This window comes from Nostoc sp., assembly GCF_036917455.1.
Lineage (GTDB): Bacteria > Cyanobacteriota > Cyanobacteriia > Cyanobacteriales > Nostocaceae > Nostoc.
In genome coordinates this window covers 1-20614 of the sequence record NZ_JBALDK010000147.1, presented here as the reverse complement: position 1 = coordinate 20614, position 20614 = coordinate 1, and the positions used below count along the sequence as shown (strand labels likewise).

Here is a 20614-nt window from a genome sequence, read left to right as displayed (position 1 = left end):
TTTATTATAGGAATCATATTTGATTATTGAAAAAATATAAGTATATGAATGCAAACCCAACTCAGAAATTATCCAAACCCATAGTGGAAAAAGTTGCCATTGTCGGTGCTGGGCCAGGTGGATTGGCTGCTGCTATAGCACTGAGAAGCCAAGGGATAGACGTTCAAGTGTACGAAAAAGCCCAAGAATTTCGTCCGACGGGAACTGGACTAGGACTAGCTCCAAATGGCTTGAGTTCTCTAGATGCGATCGCACCGGGAATTATCGAAACCCTCAAAGGTTCAGGGTGTGAGGTTCACCACACAGTTTTAAAGAATATTCAGGGAGAAACAATCCGGGCTAACGCAACCAAATACTTAGAGCAATATGGACAGCCATTATTGACTATTTGGTGGTATCGTCTACAGCAAGTCTTAGCGTCTAGATTGCCATCTGACATCATTCACCTCAATCATCATTGTATCGGCTTTGAGCAAGATGAAAACAGTGTGAAAATTCATTTTGATGGTGAAAAATCGATATATGCAGATTTGCTGATTGGCGCTGATGGCGTTAACTCTGTAATTAGAGAAACTTTATTTGGCGAGGGTAAGCCTAATTATATTGGTAGTATGTGTTGGCGTGCCGTCATCAAGTATCACCACGAGCTATTTAATGACTATGAATTAGTTTTTGTCAAAGGCAATCAAAAGTTTATGTACCTTCTGAATGTGGGCGGCGGCTATACCAGTTGGATTAGTCGGAAGTTCTCGCCTGAGTACTCTCTTTCCCACAGCGCCGATGAAGTGAAATCTCGCATTCTCTATGAATTAGCTGATTGGGATGAATCTTTTCAGGTGGTGGTACAAGCGACACCAGCCGAGCAAATTTGGGAGGGGCCGATTTGCGATCGCCCACCGTTAACTCACTGGAGTCAAGGCAGAGTTACACTCTTAGGCGATGCTGCCCATCCAATGGCACCTGCTATGGGACAGGGAGCCAATACCACTTTTGAAGATGCTTATGAACTGAAAGAGTGTTTTTCTCAATCAGCTAATTTTCAAGAAGCTTTAACTAGCTATGAACAGCATCGCATTGAGCGCACAAAAATCATCCAAGCTCGTAGTGCTTTGGGTGAGATGCGCTACTTCGATGTCAACACCGTAGCATCTAATGGGCAACAGGAGCGGCAAATGAGCCTTAATGATGATTTTCATAAATGGTTGTATGATTACAAGCCATCTATAATAAGTTAAATCTTATGTTACAAGGAGAAAGCTATTTTTTTAAGTAGGGACAAAATCTATAAAGTTAGCAGAAAAACTTATAATAACGGCTAATTTTAATCAAGTGATTTAATAATATCAAAAGTGACTGTTTTTAGTCAAGCACGCAAACCCAATAAATTCGTTGATTGATTGAGAATTATTTGCGTAAAATCAACACAACTTAATCAAAATGTTAATTTTTATGAAATGCGATTGCCATTATTGTTTCAGGGCAAAGTAAAGTATAAAATCTAATTTTGAAGTTATACTTTACTCCGATTATTGGTTGAAATTGAGTGCCAATAATCTGCTTAGTATCTATTTAATTTCCTGAAAATTTTCAATTGTCAGAAAGATTTCTTCATCAGCTATTTGACTGTCGTAATCGATATCAATTTTGGTTGGATAGCCGAATTTAGGACTATATCCTAGATTCAGGCTGAATGCGTTCCGGTTAATAGCATCTTGAATCACATTAAAAAGCTTGGGAATTGTTTTATATTTTTCAAAGTATTGCGGATTAACTGGTTTACCTGTAGCTACAGAAGTGATTGAAGTAGTTTGACCATTACGGACTTCAATCACAACTGGCCCTCTAGCATCTGGTATACAAAAGCAACCGTTACTAAACGTATAGCGATAGTTAGATATTTTTGCCTGATTCCATAAATGCCGATTAAATTTTGATCGTCTTAAATTCAAGTTATTATTCGCTGGAGATTTTGCTGTCTCTACGGGAGTTTGAGAGATTGCTGAGAAATTCAGACCTACAGATAGCAACAGTGCTGCACTTATTGCACTTATAATCATAGGTAAACGCATATTAATCTATTTGTAAAAACTCTATTTCAATAATTATATTTATTTTTCCAGAAAAGTCCAGACTCCTTCATCCCAATCTGACTCTGTTGGAGGTGATTGTAACCAATGCTGACAACGCAACAGATGCAACATAGCAGCTTTGTCCTGGTTGTCTGCTGCTAAAACTAGGGCAAATTCAGCCCTAGCACGGTTAAAATCGCGTTTGAGGTAATACTCACGCCCTTTATGATAATGCTCAATAACTTGCAATTTTTCGCTTTCAATCGGGTTGGAACGCAAACCCAGTAATTCATATATGGCTACTGGCTCATTTCTGCCCTTGACACGAATGTAATCTAGTTCCCTAGCCCAAATATTATCTTCACATGGTTTAAAAGTGTTATAGCTAATAATAATGTCGCAACCATATTGTTTACTGACACTTTCTAATCGAGAGCCAAGATTAACGCCATCGCCAATAGCGGTAAATTCCATCCGCTTACTAGAACCGATATTCCCACTAATCACGGTATCAGAATTAATGCCAATGCCGATCTTAATTCCCGGCTTATTATCTGCATAGCGACGTTGATTAAATTCGTGCAAGCGATGGCGCATTTCTAAGGATGTTTGCACTGCCATCCAAGCGTGTTCTTGCAATGCTAGGGGAGAACCAAACACAGCCATGATGGCATCGCCAATGTATTTGTCAAGAGTGCCTTTATGTTTAAAGACTGCCTCCACCATTGATTCAAAATATTCATTGAGCATACTCACCACTTCTTCTGCTTCCAAGTTTTCCGTTAAAGTGGTGTAGCCGCGAATATCGGAAAATAAAATCGAAACTTCTTTGCGATCGCCTCCAAGTTTAGCATCATCTAATTTCAGCAATTCTTCGGCTAATTCCTGGGTCATGTAGCGGTACATCGTACTTTTGAGCCGCTTTTCATCACTGATATCTTCCATCACCACCAGCGCCCCCCGGACTTGCTCGTGGTCGCTGGCATCAGCAATTGTGTTAATGGATAAATTAATGCTGTGCTGTTTGATATCAGTGGTTATGAGTGTGCGATCGGGGTAATATTGCTGGCGGCCTTTTAAGTCAATTGCATGTAAAGCATCTTGATACCACTTGCTAAAGTCGCCTTCTTTGATGCCGATCGCATCAGTCACTAATTTCCCTTCTAAACGATCTTCTAACTCCATTCCTAGCATCCGCTTGGCACTTTCATTGGCGGCGATAATTAAGCCGGTTTTATCAGTGGAAACCACTCCATTGGAAAGACTACGCAGAATATCTCGTTGCATTTGTTCTTGTTGCTTGACTGTGGCAAACAACTGGGCGTTGTGCAGCGCTACTCCCGCTTGAATATTAAAAGCTTCCATGAACTCTTCATCATTGCGGTCAAAGCTAGCTTGGAAGCAGTCGGGAGCTTTGGGCCAATCAGCTGGATTATAAGGGGGAAAATCACCAGATTTCTTTTTATTTACAAGCTGGGTAACGCCAATTAGTTGTTCATCACCGTTAAATACTGGCATACAAAGCAAGCTACAGGTGCGATAGCCATTTTCCTGGTCGAGTCGTTTGGCTGTATCAGAGTCAGGATGAGCGTGCAAGTCAAAGGCAATATTCAGTTTCTTGCCAGAAGCCGCTACTATCCCAGCAAAACCTATACCTACGGGGACTCGTAACTCTTTGATTGAACCATCATCTTGGGTAATTTTCGTCCACAATTCATGACGATCGTGGTCTATTAACCATAGGGTACTGCGATCGGCATTCATCAGTTCCTTGGCTTCATCCATCACCCGCTTCAGGGTATCTTCTAAATCGAGGCTGCTTTGAGAGAGGGATTTAATTGCCTTCATTAGCGCTGCCACTGCTCTTTGTTTTTGGGTGGCGACATAAAAAGAGCGCGAGGACTCTAAAATCAGGCGAATCGAAGGGGCAAATTCTTGAAATAATTGTTCGTCAGCAGAGAGAAAACCTTTGGTATCAATGCGCTCTACAAGGGGAGCATCGTGATTAGTCCCAGATTTTAATTTATTCAGTAATTGTACTACTGCAACTAATTGCCCATGTTCATTTAACAGTGGCAAAGCCAGCATGGTATAGGTACGGTAGCCAGTTCTTTTCTCTTGTTCTTGGGCAAAATGCGATCGCGGATCGTTATAAAAATCAAAGGGAATATTGATAACTTGTTTGAAAGTAGCGACTTCCCCACCAATCCCTTTATTGGCGGGGATACGAATTTCTAAAGAGCGATTGCCCTCTGCCGCCGCGACAATTGACCAGAGTTCTTGTTTCTCTTCATCTAACAAAAATATCGTCGTCCGGTCTGCCCCCAGTAATTCCCCAGTTTTTAAGGTAATGGAATGCAACATTTCTTGCAGAATGGTTTCAAACCCATGAGAATCCAGCATTGACAGGGTTTGATGGACAATCTGTAATTTTTGCTCGACATCCTGAACAACCTGCTTAAAAGTATCCTGAGTCAGGGGAGCAAGAAAGGTAGAAAAAGTTCCTTTTCTTGTGGCCAGAGCGCCCACAGGAGCAGAATTTACTTGTAATTCGAGGTTTTCTTGGTTGTGAACACCAATAATCAAATCGGTGGTCTCCCCACAACTTTCTTGATACACTGACATAACTGGTATTTTATACAGCAGGATGAGATTTTAAATTTAAGAAAGAATGAGATGAAGTTTATGTAAGTTGTGCTAAAAGCAACAATAGTTCGATATTATCCATAGTTTAATCGCTTGTTTAGCTAGCGTCATCCTGTGAATAAGGCTGGGAGTCGGTTACAAACAAGCGTGTTTTGACCAAAACCCCTTCCCACTGACGGATACAGATGATAAATGGAGGGTCATACCCCTGATTTAAACGATAAAACAATATTTTCCGCTGCTCGGACTGAGCTGATACAGCCCTGTTGGAGATGCTAAGCGAACCAAGTAGGGCTGGAACCGCTTACCACAAACTTTTAATTAATGCTCCGATCGCCTTTAGCAATTCTTCTGGATCTACAGGTTTGGAAATATGGCGTTGAAATCCGACTGCGATCGCTTGCTGATAATCCATCTCTCCAGCATAAGCAGTTAAAGCGATCGCGGGAATTGTCCCGCCTTGCTCTGGTTTCAAACTCCTGATCTGTCGCATCAGCATGTAACCATCCATTTCTGGCATCCCAATATCGCTAACGATCAAATTTGGCTGGGATTGACTCAGTGCAGTTAAAGCTGCAACGGCTGAGGCTACAACTGTTACTGTTGCACCATATTGCTCCAGCATGAAGGGCAAAAACTCTCGCATATCTGCGTCATCATCGACCACGAGAATCTTTAAGCCAGACAAGGGTGAGGACTGATCTGCCAGAAGTGAGGAATTATTTTTTGCATCCTTGATTTCTTGAGTTTCATCCTGTAAGCATGGAAGTTTAACGGTGAAGGTTGCTCCTTGTCCTTCGCCCAGGCTGTCTGCTTGAACAGTTCCTCCGTGAAGTTCTACGAGATGTCGGACGATCGCTAATCCTAAACCCAAACCGCCAAATTTTCGAGTTGTGGCACCATCTGCTTGACGGAAATAATCAAAGACATAAGGTAAAAACTCAGGTGCAATCCCTTTTCCTGTGTCAGTTATGCGGATTTGTACCTGTGAGCCAACTTGCTCTAATTTGATTTTTACCTGTCCACCAATGGGAGTAAACTTAATGGCATTAGAAAGGATATTCCAAATCACTTGTTGCAATCGATTGGCATCGCCTAAAACTCGCCCGACACCGGATTCAATAATTGTCTGAATCTCGATAGACTTGGCCTGTGCTGATAAACGCACCGTTTCAATGGCAGATTCAATGACTGATACCAAATTAATCCGCTCGAAGTTGAGGTTAAGTTTACCCTGAAGGATGCGGGAAACATCAAGCAAATCTTCAATCAATTGGGTTTGCAACTTGGCATTGCGCTCAATGGTTTCGAGGGCGCGATCGCTTGTTGCTTGGTCAAGTTTGCGAGTTCGCATCAGTTTTGTCCAACCCAGAATTGGGTTAAGCGGTGTTCTCAATTCATGAGAGAGGACGGCTAGAAATTCGTCTTTGATCCGGTTTGCTGATTCAGCAGCGTTTCGCGCCGTTAGTTCGGCTTCGTAGAGATGAGCCCGAGCGATCGCTTGGGCGCATTGTTGAGCAACAGCAAAGATAAATGCTCGATCTTCTCCACTAAGTTGTTGAAGTTCATTAAATCCCAAACTTATACCGCCCACTGCCGAACCTTCTACCATCAATGGAATAGAAATCCAGGCATCAATGTCATATTGGGCGTAAGCTTCAGCTAGATGAGGGTAACGAGCTATTCTATTTTGTCTCGATTCAGCCCAAAGAGGTTGTCCAGTCCGCACAGCTTCGGCTAGAGGGGAAGGTGAATCAATGGAAAAATACCGCCAAGTGTTTATTAAATCTTGGTTATAGCCAACCGCCCGCACAATTTCTAGTTCAGTTTTGTTTTCATTCACCAAGGCAACGAGGGCAGAATTAGCTCTCAAAGCAGCCATGCTCTGCTCTACAATGACTTCAGATACTTGGGCTGGTGTCAGCGATTCTGAGAGGGCAGCCGTAATCGATTGAAGACGGGCAATGCGCTCTAAAGCTTGCTCTGCCGTTTTTTGTGCCTGCTGTGCTTCTTGGTAAAGGCGGGCATTATCGATCGCGATCGCAGCTCGATGGGCAACATCTTCAGCTAGTAATAAGTCCGCCGTACTGTAACGACGTTCTGATTCCGCAGTAAAAAAGGAAATTGCGCCAAAAATTCTTTCCCGAGCCATTAAGGGAAGAATTATACAGGACTTTAAACCAATTTCACGGATAATTCTTAGATGTTCTGCATCTGGAATACCTGCTGCTAGAAGTGCATCTGAAATTTCAGTTACCATTTCAGGAATACCTGTACGCAGTACTTTCGGCACGCCGTAAGGTTCATCCAACTTTCTAGGATAATGCTGATGAAGTTGCCAACCAAGTTTAACTTTCTCTGGATTTCGGTGGGCAACTGCTACCCGATTAATTGATTGGTTGTCTTGTAGCAAATCGACGCTGCACCAATCGGCGAAATAAGGCACAACCAGATTGGCCACACTTGCTAACGTGCTTTCGTAATTGAGGGAAGCTGCGAGGGTTGCACTAACTTGAGCCAAAAATGCTGCTCGTTGCCGATCGGCTTCTGCTTCCTGTCGGGCGGTTTGCTCTTGAATTAGTTGAATACGTTCCGCTTCAGATTGTTTGCGATCGGTGATATCTAACACAACACCACTCATGTGTGTGGCAATACCCGCTTCATTGAAAAAGGCTTTACCCCGACAGGCTACGTAGCGGATACTGCCGTCATCTTGAATAATTCGATATTCTAAATTATGTTCTCCACCTTCGTTAATCGCTCGACTCAAGGATTGAGCTAATAATTCTCGATCGTCTGGATGCAGACAATCGAGGATTGCTTGCGAAGTACCAGCAAAAATTTCAGGTGTTAACCCAAATAGTTGATAAATCTGCTCATCCCAGTCAAAGCGATCGTTGGCAATATCCCAACTCCAAACACCGATTTTGCCAGATTTTAACGCCAAGTTGAGTTGTGCTTGGCTGTTCTCTAAACCTTGAAAAAGACGAGCATTTTCTAGAGAAATAGCAATTTGAACTGTCAAAATCTCCAGTACGGAAAGTTTTTCCTGTGTAAAAGCACTGGGGATGAGATTGTTTTCTAAATATAAAATACCAAGTAATTTCGACTGACGTGCGATCGGTAAACAAAGTACAGATTTAGGTTGCTTTTGGATGATATACTCATCTCCAGAAAACAGATTTTGTTCAGTAGCATTTTGCAAAATTACTGTTTCTTGAGTTCGCTGCACATAATTCAGAATTGATTGCGGAATAATCTGTGAAATTTCACCCTCTAATACAGGTCGAGAAACATTGAGCTTTTCTGCTTGGGGATTCACCTTAGCTTCAACTTCGATCGCCAAATTTTGTTCGCGCTCTAGCAATAAATAACCAATTTCTGCACCGGCTTGCTCGATTGCAATTTGCATTAACGTCTTCAACAACCGCGAAAACACAATTTCACTACTTATGGTTTGAGAGGCTTTAACTACTGATAAAAAGTCTAAATGCTCGCCTGTAGTGATAAATGTTTCGTTAGAGATAAGCTGTTGCTGTGGCAATAACTGAGGATAGCATTCTTCTAAGTGCTTAACTTTCGCAGATGCCTCCCAACGCATATAAGCATTTCTAGCCACTTGCAAGTAGGTTTGGGCAATTAATTTAAACTCCCGCTCCCAATAAAACTTAGCCGCTAGTTCATTAGCCAAAGCTTCATATTGTAAAAATCCCTGCTCGCTGGCTGAAGCAATTGATTGCTCATACAGGCGCATTGCTTCTAAGTCTCTACCTTCAGTCCGAGCTATTTCAGCGGCTACTAATTGAGATTTGTGCAAAAAGTTTGCAGGGCAGTGATTAGCCCAGTATTGTAATTGCTGTTGATGGGATTCTAGGGTTTGCAAAAACTGTTCTTGCTCTTGAGAAGATACTGTCGGATAAAGAGCCGTGAGAGTCAGTGAGTAATATAAAATATAATCTGTTTCAATTGGTAATGCCAGTGTTGCGACTGGAAATTTATCCAAAGTTAAAGCAGAATTTAGTGCTTTTACATATTCTCTATATGTAAAAAATATAACTAGTTTAATAATATGATAAAAAATAATTCCACTGACAAAACCTGCATCTATAATGATAGATAATGCGCGTAATTCATTAAAATCATCATCACTTAAAGTCAGATTTTGATGAGTAAGTCCGCGCAGATTCATCAGTAGCATCTGCTGTAATCTAATTGTCTGATAGACAACTTCATGCTTTGACTGGCGGGCGAAGGCAGTATATTTTTCTAGAGATTTGTATGTATCTACAAGTGGAGAGCCTAATTGGATAATTTGCCAGGAGCTTTGATAACCGTTGTAGTTTGCCATCATCATATCACCAGCTTCTATACAGCCAATAAAACCCCGTTCTAAAAAGGGAATATCGGTAGCAATATGGTTACGCCAAACGTTGATATGACTTCCATGAATATGTAGAACAACTCCTCGAAGTTTCAAGTCATGGAATTTTTCATTCAATTGAATTGTCATCTCAGAAAATGCGTAGCCTGTAAGAATATCATGGAAGATGGAAACTAACAACATGGCGTACATACTGTAAGCAAAACATGAATCTTCCGTATTCCCAAACTTGAGTGAGTAGTTAACAGCTTTAAGTACGACTAAGGGAAAGAGATCCGGTCTACCCAGATAAGTAGGTGATCCCAAAGTCGTCAATAGACTAATCAGTGTCTTAATATTTGGATCTTGAATTACCGGAGCATTAATTAAATCAGAGACTTGTCGTTCGCCTAAATTTATTAATACCTGGTTTTTCTCAATTGCGATCGCACTTTGCACTTCCTCAGTTGAATCAGGGAATATCACCCCAAAAAGTTTTAAAGCTTCTAATCCCAATATCAGCGCCTCTTCATATCTACCTGCAACTTGGTAGAGTCTGATTTGCATCATATAAATATTCGATTTGTCAATATAAGATTTGGCTTTGAGCAATAGTAGCTCAAATAGTTCTTCCGCTTGCTCTAAATTTCCTGTTAAAAATTCACACTCAGCCCGTTGTCTAAATAAAACAAATGTTTGTTCATATTCTTCAATCCAGGCATTTTCAGATCCAAGATTTATACCCATGCTAAAAAATACTTTAGCATGGGTATAGGCTGTAGAAGCTTTTGCCTTTTTACCAGCAATTAAATTCAATCGTATCAATTCATCTTTCTCTGTTTGGTCAACAATTAAATCCACCGCGAGATTGAGTTGATTGACTAGATCAAAAATTTGCTCGTTCACTTGTTCAGGACTTGCATTCTTCAGCAATAGCTGCCCAATCTTCAGGTGAACAGCCGACTTTGATTGATCGGCAATTAAGGAGTATGCAGCTTGTTGAACTCGGTCATGGTAGAAACGATAGTTTTTTTCAGCACTTTCATCTGACTCAATGGAAATAATTAATCCTCTTAAAATTGCTTCAATAAGTGCATTTGCCGTTTCTTCAATAGATTGTTCGCCAACAATCGCTAAAACTTCTAAATCAAAGCGATTACCAATGCAGGAGGCTAATTTCAGCACCTCTTGAGTTGTAAGTGGCAGTTTTTGCATCCGCCCAATCATCAGATTAACAATATTATCTGTAATACCTTGGGCTTCAATATCCGCTAGATTCCATTGCCAAATACCATCTTGGCGATTAAATTTCAGCAGATTTTCTTGATGGAGTGTTTTGAGAAATTCATTGACAAAAAAAGGATTACCGTCAGTTTTTTGGATAACTAATTTAGCAAGTGGTTCTACTTGTTCTGCTGAACTATATAAGGTATCCGCAAGTAACTGTTTTACATAGGCAATATTCAACGGTATAAGCAGAATTTCAGTCGTTATTGCTCCATACTGGCGAACCTTCTCTATCATCAAATTGAAGGGATGTACAACATCTACTTCGTTATCTCGATAGGTCAAAATAAAGCAGAGATACTGAATATTAGAACCAGTGACAATAGTTTTAATTAAATTCAAAGTAGCGGCATCTGCCCACTGCATATCATCTAAGAAAACAGTGAGCGGATGCTCTTTTTGAGCAAAGACGTTGATAAAGTTCTGAAACACCAAGTTGAATCTATTTTGAGACTCGGTAGGCCCCAATTCTGGTATAGGAGACTGCTCTCCAACGATTAGTTCAACTTCTGGAATCACATCTGTGATTAGTCTTCCATTGTTCCCTAATGCTGTTTGTATTTGCTTTTTCCAGGTAGCAAGTCGATCTTCTGGCTGCGTTAAAATTTGGCGGACGAGTGTTTGAAAAGCTTGAACAATGGTGGAATAAGGAATATCTCTTTTGTACCGATCAAACTTACCACAGATAAAAAAACCACGTTCTCTGACAATGGGCTTGTGAATCTCTTTTACTAAAGAAGATTTGCCAACTCCAGCATAGCCAGAAACTAACACAAGTTCTGGTTTGCCTTGAGTAATAACTCGCTCAAATACTTGTATAAGCTTGGCAATCTCTGGTTCTCGCCCATACAATTTTTGAGGAATTTGAAAGCGTTCTGAGATATCTTGCTCACCTAAAACAAAAGATTGAATTTTTCCTGTTGTCTCCAATTGCTTTAAGCATTTTTCCAAATCAAATTGCAAACCTAAAGCGCTCTGATACCTTTGTTCTGCAACTTTAGACAGCAATTTTACAATCGTCTCACAGAGCATTTGGGGAATATCAGAGTTCAGCTTTGTCGGGGATAGCGGAGATTTGGCGATATGACAATGCACCCACTCTAAAGGGTCTTTGCCTTGAAATGGTAGCTGACCTGTGAGCATCTCATAAAAGGTAACTCCCAGAGAATACAAATCGCTACGATGGTCAATTCCTCGATTCATCCGCCCAGTTTGCTCAGGGGAAATATAAGGTAAACTGCCTTCAATGCGACTGGAACTGCTAACTACTTGCTGCTGGTAGGGAATGAAGGCAGCAATTCCAAAATCGGCAATTTTGACCTGATTAGTTTCGAGATTAACTAAGATATTTTGCGGCTTAATATCCTTGTGGACAATATAATGAGCGTGAATTTGTGCAAGTTTACTGGTGATTTCAATAGCAATCTTCAGAAACGGAATAGGCTGTTGAAATTGGTCGAGAAACTGGTCGAGCGATCGCGCCTGAAAATCCTCCATAATTAAATAAGGCATTCCCTGATGCATTTCTAAGGCGTAGACCTTGACTGCGCCTGTGGTGTTTAACCTTTGAGCGATCGCATACTCATGTTTGAGTTGTTCGATATTATTGCGTGTACACTGTTCTGGACGTAGCCCTTTGATAATTACCGGACACTCGTCTTTAACCTTGATTCCACGATATATGACTGCTTTTACCCCTGCTTTTAACAAAGTGACAATTTTAAATCCGGGTAACGCAATCATCATGCCAAAATACTCCAGCCGTGTTTCTTCAGGGATAATCCGAGCTTACTTGTATTTTAGATACATTTCTTTAAGCAGATGAAATTTAGATAATATCAGATTCGGATAATCACTTCTGCTGACCGAAGGGGTAGGGGAGCGGGGGAGCAGGGGAGAGTTGAAATACCAAGTTCTTTCCGGGAGCAATGCGATTTTGTGAGCAGGGGGAGCAGGGGAGGCAGGGGAGGCAGGGGAAGAGAAAGAAATAAGTGTATTTATAGCTATAAAGGTCGTAAAAAATACTAAAGTTTTCTCTTCACTCCCCCTGCCTCCCCTGCTCCCCCTGCCTCAAGAGCTCTTTTCACGAGGATCTCACTTTTTCGCGTTGCTCCCGTTCTTTCCCCTCTGCCCCTCTGCACCTCTGCCCATCCTTCCCCTCAAGCTTGTGAGAAATGCGGGAGCAGGGAGAGAAGAGAAATATTCTGGAATTACCCTGGCTTTAAGGGTTTCAGAGCAACTAAATTTATTTATAGGGTTTTCTTCCCTGTGCCCTGCCCCTTTTTCTTTTCGCTGACTCACAAACCAAAAATAAGCTAAAATTCAAGCAGAGTAAGCATTTCCCGCTCATAAATCCCTCATGCTTGATAACCTGCAAACCCAAATTTACCAACTAGAACAATTTGCCAACAGTCTCGTTTATAACCAACTGACACACCTTAGTGTGGTCAGCGTTGGTATCATCTTCGCGGCGGGCTTGCTCACCAGTCTTACACCCTGTATGCTTTCCATGCTGCCAATTACCATTGGTTATATCGGCGGTTATGAAGCTAAAAATCGCCTCCAAGCAGCTGCCCAATCAACTTGGTTTGCTTTAGGATTAGCAACTACATTAGCAGGGCTTGGTATTATAGCAGGGTTATTAGGAAAAGTCTATGGTCAAGTGGGAATTGGTTTGCCGATTATTGTCAGCATTATCGCCATTCTCATGGGGCTGAACTTACTAGAAGCATTACCTCTGCAATTTCCATCCTTGGGTGAAACCAATTGGATTTCGCCAGATTTACCGCCAGGATTGCGTTCTTATTTGCTGGGGCTGACTTTCGGCTTAGTCGCATCCCCTTGTAGCACGCCTGTTTTAGCTAGCTTGCTGAGTTGGATTGCCAGTACACAAGATTTAATTTTAGGCGCTATTTTGCTACTTTTTTACACAGCCGGTTATGTAGCACCATTGATTTTGGCGGGTACTTTTACAGCTTCAATTAAAAAGCTACTAGAATTACGTCGCTGGTCTGGTTGGATTAACCCAGTTAGCGGGGCGCTGTTGGTAGGATTCGGTGTATTTTCCTTAATTTCTCGGATTCCCTTCGGCAATTTTTAAGCTCAATACTCTGTTAGCTTTTACACCTAATGACAATAGATGATTCAGCGTCCAAAGAATTAAAATTGTGGGCAGTACCTGGAAAGTTCTTACGGCAGGAGCTTTTGCCCGTACTGACTAACTTACGATTAGCGATCGCCCTCCTGCTATTGATTGCAATCTTTAGCTCCACTGGTACTGTAATTGAGCAAGGTCAGTCACCTGCATTTTACCAAAGCAATTACCCAGAACATCCCGCTTTATTTGGTTTCTTAACTTGGAAGGTAATTCAGGTAGTTGGGTTAGACCATGTATATCGTACCTGGTGGTTTCTGGCATTACTCATCTTATTTGGCACGAGTTTAACTGCTTGTTCATTTACCCGTCAGTTACCAGCCTTAAAAGCTGCCCAGCGTTGGAAATATTACGAAGAACCACGGCAATTTCAAAAATTAGCTTTAAGTGCCGAACTAGATAATGGTTCCCTGAATTCTCTGAGCGAAATATTACAGAAACGCCGCTATAAAATTTTTCCAGATCGAGAAAAAGAAAATCTCCTCTACGCCCGCAAGGGAATAGTCGGACGCATCGGGCCAATTATTGTTCATATTGGCATCGTAGCTATTCTGCTAGGGGGAATTTGGGGGGCGATGACTGGGTTTCTGGCCCAAGAAATGGTTGCTAGTGGCGATACATTTCAAGTGACAAATATTGTAGATGCTGGCCCAATCGCCGCCCAAGTCTCAAAAGATTGGTCTGTGCGAGTAAATCGTTTTTGGATTGACTACACTCCATCTGGCGGCATCGATCAATTTTATTCCGATATGTCTGTCTTAAATAAGCAGGGAGAGGAAGTCGATCGCAAGAAGATTTTTGTCAACGAGCCTCTGCGCTATCATGGCATAACTTTCTATCAAACTGATTGGGGAATCGCAGGTGTTCGCGTCCAATTTAACAACAGCCCAATTTTTCAGCTACCGATGGCGCTATTGGACACCAAGGGACAAGGGCGGATTTGGGGAACATGGGTTCCGACTAAACCAGATTTGAGTGAGGGTGTCTCTTTGTTAGCCAAAGACTTGCAAGGAATGGTATTAATTTACGATCCTACTGGCAAACTCGTTGATACTGTCCGCGCTGGAATGTCAACCGAAGTCAATGGTGTGAAGCTGAAAATTCTGGATGTCATTGGTAGCACTGGCTTACAAATTAAAGCCGATCCAGGCATACCAATTGTTTACACAGGGTTTGGCTTACTCATGCTGGGTGTGGTGATGAGTTACTTTTCTCATTCGCAAATATGGGCATTGCAAAAAGGCGATCGCTTGTATGTGGGTGGCAAAACGAATCGCGCCCAAGTTGCTTTTGAACAAGAGGTTTTAGAGATTTTAGATCGGCTAAGTTCACAACCAAAAGTTGAGGATAAAGAGGCGGCGATTGAAGTTTAAATGTATTAGGTGCTTCCCCTTCCCGCAGGGTAGGGGCACATACATCATAACTTTGCGTACCTATGAATTTCAAAGTTATTTTCCTCGTTTTACAAATGATTATGCCCACACGGGTACAGATTGGAAAATTATTAAACATTGGAACTAAAGATTTATGTATCTGCTCAACTTCAATCTAAACGACGGGTTTGCCTTCTACCCGTAATCGCTATCTTATTGAGTATTGGTTCTTGCAGTGCTGGTAATAAAAGCATCAAGCATGTTTCCCTGGTTGGTGCTGGAGCAAGTTTTCCTGCACCTTTGTACGAACGCTGGCTTTCAGATTACAACCAGCAAAATCCCAATGTGGAAATTAACTATCAAGCTATAGGAAGCAGCGCTGGGGTGCAACAACTCATTGAAGGTACTGTGGACTTTGCAGCTAGTGATGTGGGAATTACAAATGAACAAGCAGATAAGATAAAAAAGGGAGTAATTGCTTTACCCATGACTGCTGGTTCCATAGTACTGGCTTACAACCTCGCGTCTACTCGCCAGTCACCTCAAGTCAATCTACCAAATGGTTTAAAGCTATCACGCCAAGTTTACGTAGATATCTTTCTCGGAAAAATTACGAATTGGAATAATCCGAGAATAGCTGTAGCTAATCCAGGGGTAAATTTGCCTAATCTACCGATTCAGGTTGTACACCGTACTGATGGTAGTGGGACTACAAGTGTATTGACGCAACATCTTAGTACTATAAGTCTAGAATGGAAAAGCCAAGTTGCAGCCGGTAAAGCTGTAGCATGGCCAGTGGGAATTGGTGGAAAGGGTAACGAAGGTGTTACTGCCTTAATTCAACAGATACCAGGAGCTATTGGCTATGTAGAATACGTTTACGCCAAACAAAATAAACTCCCTATGGCTGCTTTGGAAAATAAATTTGGTAATTATATTACGCCGACACCAAAATCTGTAGCTCAAACCTTGGAGTCAGTGAAATTACCCACCGACAACTTGATTGCTTTTATCAACGATCCTACAGGTTCCCAGTCTTATCCCATCGTTACTTACAGTTGGCTTTTGACTTATCAGCAGTATCCAAACCAAGTCAAAGGTAAAGCGCTAAAAAAATTTATTAATTGGGCTTTGATTGAGGGGCAAAAATCCAGTTTGGAACTCGGATATATTCCTTTGTCTAAAAAAGTTGTGCTTCAAGTGCAATCTGCTGCAAACAAAATTGCAGAATAACTAAGTAGGTTGGTGCAATTAAAGCTATAGCAAGGGACTGGGGATTGGGGATTGGGGACTGGGTGAAAAGTCTTCTTGTGTCTAAGTTTCATCATCTATTGATGTCCTAACCACCAAGGCTTTTGCTATAACTGGCGACGGCTATCTTTTGTCCTTTGTCAGAGCAGGGGAGAGTTCACATACCAAGTTCTTTCCCCTCTGCCCTTCTACCCCTCTGCCCCTCTGCCCATCCTTCCCCTCAAGCTTGTGAGAAATGCGGGTAAAGTCCTCTCTACAAACCCAATTTTTCATTATGGATACTTATGATGCCGCACTTCAACCACAGTATGTACATTGCCACGAGGTGTAAAATCTGCTTTCACAGTGGCTTCTAAGGGGTCACAAGCAGCCACAAAATCATCCAAAATTTGATTTGCAGATTCTTCGTGAGAAATATAGCGATCGCGGTAACTGTTAATGTAAAGTTTAAGCGCCTTCAATTCCACTACCCGTTCATCAGGTATATATGTAAGGTAAATTGTTGCAAAGTCAGGATAGCCGGAAAACGGACATTTACAAGTAAATTCCGGCAAAGTAATGTTAATGTCATATCGCCTCCCCACACGCGGATTAGGAAAGGTAATTAGTTTACCTTCCGCAATATCGCGTTCACCATACTTCATTTCTTGGCTTGCCTGGGATACACTTTCAGATAATTTATCAGTTGTCATTTGTCATTTGTCATTGGTTATTTTACTTATTTTTACGTCCTTTTAGGAATTTTGTAGCTTCCTAACTCCCTTTCAATACTCTTCCTTCTCCCAATCTGGACAATTCTCATCTTCACAACCGTGGGGATGCATAGCACAGACTAACAAATTACCACTATAAACTTGACCGTGATAGTGAGTACAACCGATACAGGCAGGATTTTTTTCGGCTGTAGGTTCAACTGAATAAGGAAAACCTGGATCTACATCTGCTACCATGTCTTCCAATTCCCAGTAAGCCTCCAACATTGGTTCAGCTAAATCTTGTAAATACCGATCTACTTCAGTAACAATGTTAGGGACTTGCTCAGTAATTTCTTCCGTTAGCTCAAAAAAAGCGTCTACCATTTCACTCATTCCCAGGAAGAAATGCTCTACTTCATCAGCCACTGTTTCAACGATTTCTGCTAAATCTTTTTGCCACTGTTCCATAAACTTGACACCTTTGCAGGCTATAAACAGGACGGTTTGTGTTATCTGGCTTGAAGCACTAGAATACACACTAGGCAATGTATCTTATCAAGTTTTTATATAAAGTGCCATCTAAAAGTGCCACTTATTACCGATCGTCTCGATCAAAGAATAATTTTTATTGATCGCGTTGCAATCGTTTTAACTCGTTTTGTAGGTCTAGAACTTCTTGGCGCAACTTATCCACATTCTGATCGCTCGATCCCTCTTTCACCGTTAGTTCTTCATCTTCCTCTAAAATTTCAATGCGGCGAGGTTCAGAAGGGGGTGTTTTTTCGGAGGTTTCACCAGATGGTTGAGCCTGTTGGGCTTGCTTCATCATTTCTTCAACGAAGCGGCGGGCTTCTTCTGTATTCATTTCACCCTTTGCAACCATTTCATCTGCCAGTTTTTGGACTTGCGATCGCACTTGGGCTAATTTTCCCCCTGCTTTCTCACCTGCGTAAGAAGCTAATCCAACACCGAGGTAAAAAGCTTTTTGAACAATATCTCCAAAACCAGCCATTGTTGCTGACCGCTCCTAAAAATAGGGCGACCCGGAGACTACGCCTACCACAAGCCTCCCGTGTTGCTGCTACCTTCCGGTTCTGACAAGATTTGGGTGTTGCGATCGCATAGATCCAGGTCTTCTAAAAGCATAACATGAAAAATCAGTAAGTGTGTGTTATTCCAAAACAATTCGCCATTCGTAAAGCTGATAGTTGACACAGCCGTGTTTTACCAACGGGTCATCAGCTACAATTGCTTCTGCTTCCTCCTTTGAGGCTGCCTCAAACAACAACATCCCGCCTCTTTGCTCTGCCCAATAGCCTGTTCGCGCTTTGTGTCCTTTTGCAATCAAGTGTTGAATGTAGGCTTTGTGGGCAAGTACATATAGGTCAAAGGTAGGTTTATCGACTTTGCCTTCTTCAATTTTGACAAACCACGGCATTAGCTTCTTAACTCCATTTGCAGTAGACATTCTGCTTTAGTTATGAACGTTTTTGAGGAGCTTTGGGATTGTGATGCCTCCGGCGGTAAACTGAATTCTTAACCTAACATTGATGGTGGCTGCGGTATTAACCCTGACTTGGCGACAAGTACCGTCGATAGGTGAACTAACCCTTGCTTCAAAACAAGCTCCCAAAACCAACCACTATTACTAATGTGGCAGAGAATGAAGATTACGACGATCTAGTTTATTTTGAGTATGGAGTTCGCCGTTCTTCTGAGATAACGCATCAGATCCTAGAGGGGTAACTGCTTGATAATTTTGACCAACAAGAAAATCTGGTCGAGGATTTATAACAGGTAAAGGAATATTCTCAATGCTGTTATAAGTAATAATTACAGTAGAACGCCCAAAAGGGGAGATATTATTTGTTGAGGCATGAACAATATTACTATCAAAAAATAGAACTGAACCTGCCGCAGCTTTTACAGAAGTAATTCCATACTTTGATACTAAACTAGTAATTGTTTTCTGGCTCAAAGAATACTTTAAATTAACACTAAAGCCCGATATCCATGTAGGACTATCACCAGAATTATGAGAAGTTATGGTTTCTTCTATAGGATTATGCTCCAAAACATCGATCATCTCTTCTTTATGTGAACCAGGAATAATAAATAGCGGCCCATTAAATTCATTCATATCATCTAATAAGCACATAGCATTGACTACTTGTGGTCTTGGCATCCCATCTTCCTTACGCCAATAAATATAGTCTTGATGCCATTTCCAAAGGTCGCCACTAAATGCTGCTTTAAGATTGATTTTGAATTGGTATATATATACTTGACTCCCAACTATTTGCATAGCTGGTTCAACAATAAATGGATGACGTGTTAGAGAATTAAAAACATCATTATTAGCATGGGAGCCGTGAAGCGATCGCACAGTTTTACCATCTTTTTCAAATATTTTTTTGGGTGAATTCTCTACAGACAAAGTGGATAGCTCTGCCTTCATAATTCCAATTTTGACGCGAGAAAAGTATTCTGGCAATAAAATAAATCCTTGATTTTTATAAATTAATAATTGCTCTTCTGTTAAATACATACTAAAACCTTGGATTTATGAATAATTAAAATCTAAACCTTTTAAAGCATAGAGTCATTGCAAGAAATACTTAAAAATCTAATCCTTTATTAATGAGTTAAACTACTCAAAGCTTTAGAAGTTTTTCATGGCTAACTTAAGTATTTTCCAGTACAAGGTAACAAAAATTTTTAGTAAAATTATCTGCTACAGCACTCCTCTTAAGTTTGTGAATATCGCAAACTTAAGAGCCTCGAATTATTTGATATAAGTCAGGGAGCTTATTGTTAATAAATTATCTATGACTGCTATATATAGATTTTTCTAGTCTGGTGAGGTACATCTCAAAACCTCTCCTTACTAAGGGGGAGATAAAGCCCGACTTGATTGGAGTGAGGTGAAGCTGTACCTCAGTTGCTTAATCGCTATATACTCTTTATATTCAAAAATTTATTACTTAGAAAATAAGCTAAATATTTACTGAGTAATTCAGTATCCATTGATGGACAGGAAAGGGAAATATCAGCAATTGCCTCTAGTGTATTGCGACAATCTAAATCAGGGGTATTTTGATATAGTTGCCATGCAGTCAGCCCTCGATGCACTTGTTCAGTTAACATTGGGATAAGAGGAAACAAAGAATTTTCCTGAGAGGATCGAGCTTGATCGATTAACTCATCTGTCCATTGAGGATAAGGTACTTTTTTAACTGGATATCCACAATCTGATATCAACTCAAATAATCTAGTTAAATCGATATTTTGCGAAGCTAAAGGCACTAAATGAAATGCTTTACCCAGAGATTGCTTATTTTTAGATATTTGAACAATAGTTTTACTAGCATAATCTACTGTAATTAAATCTTGTTTTTGATTGACTAAATCTGGAAAACTACCTACTTGTATACAACCCTCGATCAATCTAGACATGTAATCATCTGTATTAGTTACGCCAGTATCTGAATGACCCATTAAAAATCCCGATCTAATGACTGTTACAGGGATACCTCTTGATTTAGCAATCCAAACAAGTTTTTCAGCTACCCATTTACTTTGGATATAACCAATGTCTTGATAAAGATAAGTTTCACTAGGATCGATGTCATCATTCTCATAAAGGACATTCAACCCATTAAAACAAGCAATTGTACTAAGCTACTACGCAGCTAAATTTAATAAACAGCATTACCTTTATTTTTAATCTTGCGCTCCCATTTAATAATAAGGCCTCCTTCATTTAACAATTTATTTAA

General features: G+C 40.9%; 13 protein-coding genes and 1 other RNA gene. 4 read left to right on the top strand and 10 right to left on the bottom strand.

The annotated features are described in order from the left end of the window. Window positions 1–44: 44 nt before the first annotated feature. Window positions 45–1235, top strand: a complete 1191-nt coding sequence (locus V7K42_RS15750; protein WP_334917610.1) for an FAD-dependent oxidoreductase — start codon at window positions 45–47, stop codon at window positions 1233–1235. Between the two features lie 330 nt (window positions 1236–1565). Here V7K42_RS15750 and V7K42_RS15745 read toward each other — a convergent pair whose 3' ends face one another. From V7K42_RS15745 to V7K42_RS15735, 3 genes are all read right to left on the bottom strand, one after another. Beyond that, complete coding sequence (locus V7K42_RS15745) at window positions 1566–2069, bottom strand: DUF6174 domain-containing protein (RefSeq protein ID WP_334917608.1); 504 nt, start codon at window positions 2067–2069, stop codon at window positions 1566–1568. A 39-nt stretch (window positions 2070–2108) separates the two neighbouring features. Continuing rightward, on the bottom strand, window positions 2109–4694 hold the full coding sequence (locus V7K42_RS15740; protein WP_334917606.1) for a GAF domain-containing protein: 2586 nt from the start codon (window positions 4692–4694) through the stop codon (window positions 2109–2111). A gap of 325 nt (window positions 4695–5019) precedes the next feature. Continuing rightward, the gene (locus V7K42_RS15735) at window positions 5020–12108 is read right to left on the bottom strand and encodes an AAA family ATPase (RefSeq protein ID WP_334917604.1); all 7089 of its coding nucleotides are present in this window, start codon (window positions 12106–12108) and stop codon (window positions 5020–5022) included. 613 nt (window positions 12109–12721) lie between these two features. Here V7K42_RS15735 and V7K42_RS15730 point away from each other — a divergent pair. The 3 genes from V7K42_RS15730 (at window position 12722) to pstS (ending at window position 16122) form a co-directional block, all read left to right on the top strand. Next, a complete protein-coding gene (locus tag V7K42_RS15730) occupies window positions 12722–13462 on the top strand; it encodes a cytochrome c biogenesis protein CcdA (RefSeq protein WP_334917602.1) in 741 nt (246 codons plus the stop codon). 29 nt (window positions 13463–13491) lie between these two features. After that, the gene (locus V7K42_RS15725) at window positions 13492–14889 is read left to right on the top strand and encodes a cytochrome c biogenesis protein (protein WP_334917600.1); all 1398 of its coding nucleotides are present in this window, start codon (window positions 13492–13494) and stop codon (window positions 14887–14889) included. Between the two features lie 138 nt (window positions 14890–15027). Continuing rightward, the gene (pstS, locus tag V7K42_RS15720; protein WP_334917598.1) at window positions 15028–16122 is read left to right on the top strand and encodes a phosphate ABC transporter substrate-binding protein PstS; all 1095 of its coding nucleotides are present in this window, start codon (window positions 15028–15030) and stop codon (window positions 16120–16122) included. Between the two features lie 290 nt (window positions 16123–16412). Here the strand turns inward: pstS and queF are convergent, their stop codons facing one another. The 7 genes from queF to V7K42_RS15685 form a co-directional block, all read right to left on the bottom strand. Beyond that, complete coding sequence (gene queF, locus V7K42_RS15715) at window positions 16413–16832, bottom strand: preQ(1) synthase (RefSeq protein ID WP_334917596.1); 420 nt, start codon at window positions 16830–16832, stop codon at window positions 16413–16415. Window positions 16833–16904: 72 nt separating this feature from the next. Next, a complete protein-coding gene (locus tag V7K42_RS15710; RefSeq protein ID WP_334917594.1) occupies window positions 16905–17303 on the bottom strand; it encodes a hypothetical protein in 399 nt (132 codons plus the stop codon). A gap of 157 nt (window positions 17304–17460) precedes the next feature. Then, window positions 17461–17847 (bottom strand): phasin family protein, encoded by a 387-nt coding sequence (locus V7K42_RS15705; protein WP_334917592.1) that lies wholly within the window; start codon window positions 17845–17847, stop codon window positions 17461–17463. A 25-nt stretch (window positions 17848–17872) separates the two neighbouring features. After that, window positions 17873–17969, bottom strand: an RNA gene (gene ffs / locus V7K42_RS15700) — signal recognition particle sRNA small type. Window positions 17970–18006: 37 nt separating this feature from the next. Next, complete coding sequence (locus V7K42_RS15695; RefSeq protein WP_334917624.1) at window positions 18007–18273, bottom strand: YciI family protein; 267 nt, start codon at window positions 18271–18273, stop codon at window positions 18007–18009. A 210-nt stretch (window positions 18274–18483) separates the two neighbouring features. Continuing rightward, window positions 18484–19383: a phytanoyl-CoA dioxygenase family protein gene (locus V7K42_RS15690; RefSeq protein ID WP_334917590.1), complete on the bottom strand. Its 900-nt coding sequence runs from the start codon at window positions 19381–19383 to the stop codon at window positions 18484–18486. A gap of 404 nt (window positions 19384–19787) precedes the next feature. Further along, entirely contained in the window at window positions 19788–20489 is a 702-nt protein-coding gene (locus V7K42_RS15685; RefSeq protein WP_334917589.1) for an SDR family oxidoreductase, read from the bottom strand. Window positions 20490–20614: the final 125 nt, after the last annotated feature.